The organism is Bradyrhizobium guangdongense (assembly GCF_006483445.1).
Taxonomy (GTDB): Bacteria; Pseudomonadota; Alphaproteobacteria; order Rhizobiales; family Xanthobacteraceae; genus Bradyrhizobium; species Bradyrhizobium guangdongense_A.
The window spans coordinates 43,882-50,392 of the sequence record NZ_PPPT01000006.1 but is presented as its reverse complement, the minus strand read 5'-3'; the positions used below and the strand labels follow the sequence as shown (position 1 = coordinate 50,392).

At 64.6% G+C, this 6,511-nt stretch carries 8 protein-coding genes; 4 read left to right on the top strand and 4 right to left on the bottom strand.

What is annotated here, in order from left to right; translation table 11 throughout:
- Window positions 1-99: 99 nt before the first annotated feature.
- The 4 genes from C2U70_RS01055 to C2U70_RS01040 form a co-directional block, all read right to left on the bottom strand.
- Complete coding sequence (locus C2U70_RS01055) at window positions 100-1,035, bottom strand: transporter substrate-binding domain-containing protein (RefSeq protein ID WP_140976008.1); 936 nt, start codon at window positions 1,033-1,035, stop codon at window positions 100-102.
- A 93-nt stretch (window positions 1,036-1,128) separates the two neighbouring features.
- A complete protein-coding gene (locus tag C2U70_RS01050; RefSeq protein WP_140976007.1) occupies window positions 1,129-1,719 on the bottom strand; it encodes an SCO family protein in 591 nt (196 codons plus the stop codon).
- A 27-nt stretch (window positions 1,720-1,746) separates the two neighbouring features.
- Entirely contained in the window at window positions 1,747-1,929 is a 183-nt protein-coding gene (locus C2U70_RS01045) for a hypothetical protein (protein WP_349629563.1), read from the bottom strand.
- A 131-nt stretch (window positions 1,930-2,060) separates the two neighbouring features.
- Window positions 2,061-2,582: a hypothetical protein gene (locus C2U70_RS01040; RefSeq protein WP_186293989.1), complete on the bottom strand. Its 522-nt coding sequence runs from the start codon at window positions 2,580-2,582 to the stop codon at window positions 2,061-2,063.
- 257 nt (window positions 2,583-2,839) lie between these two features.
- Between C2U70_RS01040 and C2U70_RS01035 the strand changes: the two genes are divergently transcribed.
- The 4 genes from C2U70_RS01035 (at window position 2,840) to C2U70_RS01020 (ending at window position 6,325) form a co-directional block, all read left to right on the top strand.
- Window positions 2,840-4,495: an FAD-binding dehydrogenase gene (locus C2U70_RS01035; RefSeq protein WP_140976004.1), complete on the top strand. Its 1,656-nt coding sequence runs from the start codon at window positions 2,840-2,842 to the stop codon at window positions 4,493-4,495.
- Between the two features lie 2 nt (window positions 4,496-4,497).
- Window positions 4,498-5,415, top strand: coding sequence for an alpha/beta hydrolase family esterase (locus C2U70_RS01030; protein ID WP_140976003.1), 918 nt, complete (start codon window positions 4,498-4,500; stop codon window positions 5,413-5,415).
- A 79-nt stretch (window positions 5,416-5,494) separates the two neighbouring features.
- The gene (locus C2U70_RS01025) at window positions 5,495-5,845 is read left to right on the top strand and encodes a RidA family protein (RefSeq protein ID WP_140976002.1); all 351 of its coding nucleotides are present in this window, start codon (window positions 5,495-5,497) and stop codon (window positions 5,843-5,845) included.
- Window positions 5,846-5,959: 114 nt separating this feature from the next.
- Window positions 5,960-6,325: a nuclear transport factor 2 family protein gene (locus tag C2U70_RS01020; protein WP_140976001.1), complete on the top strand. Its 366-nt coding sequence runs from the start codon at window positions 5,960-5,962 to the stop codon at window positions 6,323-6,325.
- Window positions 6,326-6,511: the final 186 nt, after the last annotated feature.

The following is a 6,511-nucleotide window of genomic DNA, read 5'->3' as shown; positions in this document are numbered from 1 at the left end:
AATACGGTGAGAGTCGGACTCGCGGAGAGTCCCCCTCACCCGGATGGCATCTTCGATGCAATCCGGCCTCTCCCCGCACGCGGGGAGAGGCGAAGAAATCTAAAACGGGCTCACCGAGAAATAGCGCAGCCACAGATCCGTGTAGCGGCCTTTTTCCCAGACCCGGAACAACGCCCAGTTCAGGGCCTGGCGCAGCAGGTCGTTGCCCTTGCGCACGGCGATGCCGATGCCTTCGCCGAAGAAGCGGCTCTCGACGAAGGGGCCGCCGGAGAAGGCACAGCAATCGCCGGAATCCGTGCCGTTGATCCAGAACGCGAGCGAGATCGCGTCGCCGAAGATGAAATCGACCTCGCCGCGGCGCAGGCCCGTGCGCATCGCATCGTCGTTGGGATAGGGATGCAGCTCGGCGTCGGTGAACATCGCCTTGAGGTAGGCTTCATGCGCCGAGCCCGCGATCACGCCGACCTTCTTGCCCTCGAGATATTCGGGCCGGATTTCCGGCATCACGGCGTCCTTGCGCGACACGAAGCGCGCCGGCACGCGGTAATAGGGATCGGTGAAATCGGCGCGCGCGCGGAGCTGCGGACTGACCGCCATGGAGGCGATGATGGCATCGCCCCGGTTCGAGGCGAGCGCATCCATCAGCGTCTCGAAGCGGCGCATCTGCACGGTGCAGGTCACCTTGATCTCCTCGCAGAGCGCGCGCGCAAGATCGACGTTGAAGCCGGCCGGGTTGCCATCGGCGCCGGTGTAGTTGAACGGCGGATAGTCGGTCTCGGTCAGGAAGCGGATCACCGTCAGGCGCGACAGGTCCGGCCGCTCCGGCCGCCGGCGCGGGTCCCAGAAGCCGGGTACGGCCTGGGGGGCCGCCTGCGGCGCGGTCGGGGTGACCGCCTCGGCCGGTTTTGCCCCAGCCTTGGGCGGGGTGGTCTGCTGCGCCTGGGCGCTCGGGACGGCCGCGAGCAGGCAAGCACCAGCCGCGAGCGTGGCCAGGAAACGGAGGATTCGGGACGATTTCACCTGCGAAGGGGCCATCGGCAAAGATTAACGGGATTTCGTTGGAATTGGATGGCCTTATAGACCATCCGGCCGGGAACGCGAGCGCCGTTTCGGCCCCGTCCTCAGGCGTCAGAGATACCGCTTCAGATCCGCAGCGGCGTCCTCGGGGGTCCGCTTCAGGTTGAAGGGCGAGACGAACCGGCCCTCGCGGTCCATCAGATAGATCAGCGCGGTGTGATCCATGGTGTAGTCGCCGTCCTTGCCCGGGATCTTCTTGGCATAGACCCGGTAGGACTTGATCACCTTCTCCACCTCGGCCGGATCGCCGGAGAGGCCTTCCAGATGCGGATCGAAACTCGACAGATAGTCCTTCATGATCGCCGGTGTGTCGCGCTCGGGATCAACCGACATGAAGACCGCATTGACGCGGCCCGCATCCTTGCCGAGCGCCCGCATCACCTCGGAGATCTCGAACAGCGAGGTCGGGCAGACGTCGGGGCAATGGGTATAGCCGAAGAAGATCAGGGTCGGCTTGCCCTTCAAGTCCTTGTCGGTGACGGTCTTGCCGTTCTGGTCGGTGAGCTGGAAGGGCCCGCCGATCGCGGCCGGCTGCGCCACCTTGCTCACGCCGCCCATGGCCCAGAACATCAGGAGCAACCCGACGACGAGGCTTGCGGCGAAGGCGGTTGCGATCACCAGCGGGCGGGCGGTCCGGCTCATGTCGGTAAATACTTCCTGTTGCGCGGGTCAGAAGCAGGCCGAAAGGCCGGTCCTGATCATTTCAAAGAACACCTGGGTGCCGTAGTGGAACCACAGCGCAAGTGTTGCGACCAGCACCAGGCCCGCAACCCCAGAGGCGACCATCACCGGCAACGACGATGCCCTGCCGGAGGCCTGCTCTTGCTCGGATATCGGATGCGCTTGGGACAAGGGTTGAGCCATGACAATGACGGGTGCGAAAGCGACCCGGTTCCATGACCTCCAGATAAGCTTTGGCCCGCCCGCGGGCAAGCGCCGCAGGCAGGCCAAAAAGCCGGTTAAAGGCTCAAATCACGTCGACGTCAGTGAAGCGCCTGGCCCCTGGCGGACTCCACCGCTTCCGTCTGTGGGAGAGGTCGGCGCGACGGCTTGTTGGTCGAGGCCTGCGCGTCCAGGTAGCAGGGCTTGTACATGGACTGGAGCTGCTTGCCCTTCAGGAAGAGCATGCGCGGGGTTAGTCCGCCGCGGTGCGCGATCCAGCGCTTCACCTGCGAGGGATACATCGAATACAGCATGTGGGTGGCTTCGGGATTGGTCACCGCGCGGCCGTTGGCACCGAAATCCCAGGCGGCGTGGAAGCCGAGCGTCGCGCTCGAGGTTACGCAGATGCGGTCAGAGGGGATGGCACCGAGCACGATGGTGCAGGCCGATGCGCAGAGGCCGTCGATGATCACGGTCTCGCCGGAGTTGCGCAGGTCCTGATATTTGTCGACATAGGTTCCGATCCGGCCGCCGCGGTCATCGGCGATGCGAACCACTGCGTGACTGGCCCCCACACCCGCGAACAGAAGAATTGCCGCGAGTAGCCCCGTCAGAACCTTCATATCCCGCCGCCCCAAAGTCGAACCGAATCTGAGTGTGTCAAGTGATGCAAGACGGAGGCTAGCGTCGGTCGTAACTGCGATTTTGTCTAGGCGCGCGGGCTCGCTCAAAACAAATTCAAATCCAGTGTTGCGCGCGCGCTGCACTTGGTCCGTCCTGGTCCCAAAGTGGAACAAGTTAACGAAGTCTTACGCGCCACGGCCTTGATCTTGGCCGACACCACGGGTTTCTATCCGTGGAACTACAGGGGGAGGACATCATGGCTGAGCAGGCTGACGTCATCGTCGTCGGCGCGGGACTGGCTGGGCTGGTTGCCGCAACCGAGATTGCCGATGCCGGCAAGCGCGTGATCGTGGTCGACCAGGAAGGCGAGCAGTCGATCGGCGGGCAGGCGTTCTGGTCGTTCGGCGGACTGTTTCTGGTCGATTCGCCGGAGCAGCGCCGGCTCGGCATCAAGGACTCCTTCGACCTCGCGATGCAGGACTGGCTCGGCACCGCCGGCTTCGATCGCGAGGAGGATCACTGGCCGCGCAAATGGGCCGAGGCCTATGTCGGCTTTGCCGCCGGCGAGAAGCGATCCTGGCTGCGTGCGATGGGGCATCGCATCTTTCCGGTGGTCGGCTGGGCCGAGCGCGGCGGTTATGACGCGATGGGCCACGGCAATTCGGTACCGCGCTTCCACGTCACCTGGGGCACCGGCCCCGGCATCGTCGAACCGTTCGAACGCCGCGCGCGTGAGGCGGCGAAAAGTGGAAAGTTGATCTTCAAGTGCCGCCATCGCGTCGACGCGCTCTCGATCACCAACGGCACGGTCGATGGCGTAAGTGGCACGATCCTCGAGCCCGATCCGATCGAGCGTGGCAAGAGCTCCTCGCGCAAGGAAGTCGGCAGCTTCGCATTGAAGGCGCAGGCCGTGATCGTCGCCTCCGGCGGCATCGGCGGCAATCATGACCTGGTGCGGCAGAACTGGCCGCAGCGCCTCGGCACGCCGCCAAAGTTCATGATTTCAGGCGTACCCGAGCATGTTGACGGCCGCATGATCGGCATCACGGAAAGCGCAGGCGCGCGGCTGATCAACCGCGACCGCATGTGGCACTACGTCGAGGGCATCCAGAACTGGTCACCGATCTGGCCACGCCACGGCATCCGCATCCTGCCCGGCCCCTCATCGATGTGGTTCGACGCCACGGGCGCACGGCTGCCGGTGCCGCTGTTTCCCGGCTCCGACACGCTCGGCCAGCTCAAATACATCATGTCGACGGGCTACGATTATTCCTGGTTCATCCTGACGCAGAGCATCATCAAGAAGGAGTTTGCGCTGTCCGGCTCCGAGCAGAATCCGGACCTGACGGGCAAGAGCTGGCGCATGACGGTGAAGCGCGCCACCAACAAGGGCGCGCCGGCGCCGGTGGAAGCCTTCAAGCAGCACGGCGTCGACTTCATCGTGCGTGACAAGCTCGACGACCTCGTGGCCGCCATGAACAAGCTCGCCGGCAGCGATCTGTTGAAGCTCGATCACATCAAAGCCCAGATCGAGGCGCGTGATCGCGAGATCGCAAATCCTTACGTCAAGGACGCGCAGGTGATGAACATCCACAATGCGCGCCGCTATATCGGCGACAAGCTGATCCGCACCGCCTCCCCGCACCGTATCCTCGATCCCGCGCACGGGCCGCTGATCGCGGTCAAGCTCAACATTTTGACGCGCAAGACGCTCGGCGGTTTCGAGACCGATCTCGACTCCCGCGTGTTCGGGCAGAGCGGCCAGCTCATTCCCGGGCTCTACGCAGTCGGCGAGGCCGCCGGCTTCGGCGGCGGCGGCGTGCATGGCTATCGCTCGCTCGAAGGCACGTTCCTCGGCGGCTGCCTGTTCTCGGGGCGCAACGCCGGCCGCGCGGCGGCGAAGGCGGTCTGAGTATGATGCGGCTGTTGCGCATCGCGACGATTGCGGCGACGGCCTTCACCGTCTCGCTTGCGCACGCCGACACGATCGACGTCAACGGCGTGGCGCGGGCCTACATCGTGCAGCCGCCGGCCTCAAAGCCCGCACCGCTGGTGATCGCGCTGCATGGCAAGACGCAGCGCGGGGCGGATATGGTGACGCGCACCGCGTGGCCGCTGTTCGCAAAGCGCGATGGGTTTGCCGTGGCCTATCCGGACGGGCTGAACAATGCCTGGGCCGATTCCCGCCCCAACGCGCGCCGCGCCGGCAACGGTCCGCCCGAAGGCACCGACGACGTCGCGTTCATCGTCAAGCTGGTCGAAAAGCTCGTGGCCGACGGCATCGCGGATCCGAAGCGGGTTTATGTCACCGGCATCTCCAATGGCGGCGCCATGACGATGACGCTGGTCTGCGCGCGGGCCGATTTGTTCGCGGCGGCCGCGAGCGTGGTCATGAACCTCACGGATGAATCGGCGGCGAACTGCCATCCGTCGCGCCCGCTGCCGATGCTGCTGATGAACGGCACCGTCGATCCCTTGATCCCCTACGAGGGCGGCCGCAGCACCAGCTATTTTGCCGCGGACGGCTTCTGGTCATCCGAGAAGACGCTCGCGTTCTGGCGCAAGCTCAATGGCTGCGAGGCGCGCGATGCCGCGATCACCGACCTTCCCGACCGCAATCCCGCCGATCAATCCACGGTGACGCGGATCGAGTCGCAATGCCCGACGGGCCGCGACGTGGTGCTGTACCGCATCAACAATGGCGGCCACCGCATGCCCGGACATTTTCCCGACGCGCATTTCCCGAAGCTCGCCGCAAGCCTGCTCGGGCCGCAGAACGGCGACATCGACGGCGCCGAGACGATCTGGGCGTTTTTCAGCAAATTTCCGTAGCCCACATCTGCGCGCGGACGGGGTGGCGGAGGGCGAAGTGCTGCGCTAGACAGGGCCGCCATTCAATCAGGAGATCCCTATGAGCATCCAGCGTTTCGAAACCGGCCCGCGCATGAGCCAGGTCGTCGTCCACGGCAACACCGTCTATCTGGCCGGTGTCGTCGCCAGCAACGCCGCCGGCGAGAGCGTGACGAAGCAGACCCAGGATATCCTCAAGACCATCGACGGCCATCTCGCCAAGGCCGGCACCGACAAGTCGAAACTTCTCTCGGCGACGATCTACATCACCGACATGAAGACCTTCCAGGAAATGAATGCGGTGTGGGACGGCTGGGTGTCGCCCGGCAATACGCCGGCGCGCGCCACTGTCGAAGCCAAGCTCGCGGCGCCGCAATACACCGTCGAGATCATGGTCGTCGCGGCGAAGTAAGCTTCACGAAAACGTCACGCGCGCTGATGACCTCCGAGGTAATCGATCAGCGCGCGTGAACCTTCGATAGTGACGTCAGCCGAGACCATCCGGCCGCAATCGAAGGAGCACGACATGACCGACATCACGACCATCGCCAAAAACTACATCGACCTCTGGAACGAGCGCACCGAGAGCCGCCGGCGCGACATGCTGAGCCGCGGCTGGACCGCGGATGCGAGCTATGTCGATCCGCTGATGAAGGGCGACGGCCACGCCGGCGTCGATGCGCTGATCGCAGGCGTGCAGCAGCGCTTCCCCGACTTCCGCTTCAAGCTGATCGGCGAGCCCAACGGCTTTGGCGACCACGTGCGCTTCTCGTGGGGATTAGGGCCCGATGGCGTCGACAGCCCGATCAAGGGCACCGACTTCGCCGTGCTCAGCGACGGCCGCATCAAGAGCATTACGGGCTTCCTGGATCAGGTGCCGGCGAGCGCGTGACGCTTTATCCGCATCGTCATGGCCGGGCTTGTCCCGGCCATCCACGGCCTTCCTGTGGCACGAAGAACGCGGATGTCCGGGCATGACGGTCGGGTTGGCTCCACATGTCGAAGAAAACAACCCCATGCACAGTAGGCGGGGATCGGCGGCTTCATGCCGATGTGGAAGCCGAGACGGCGCAAAAAA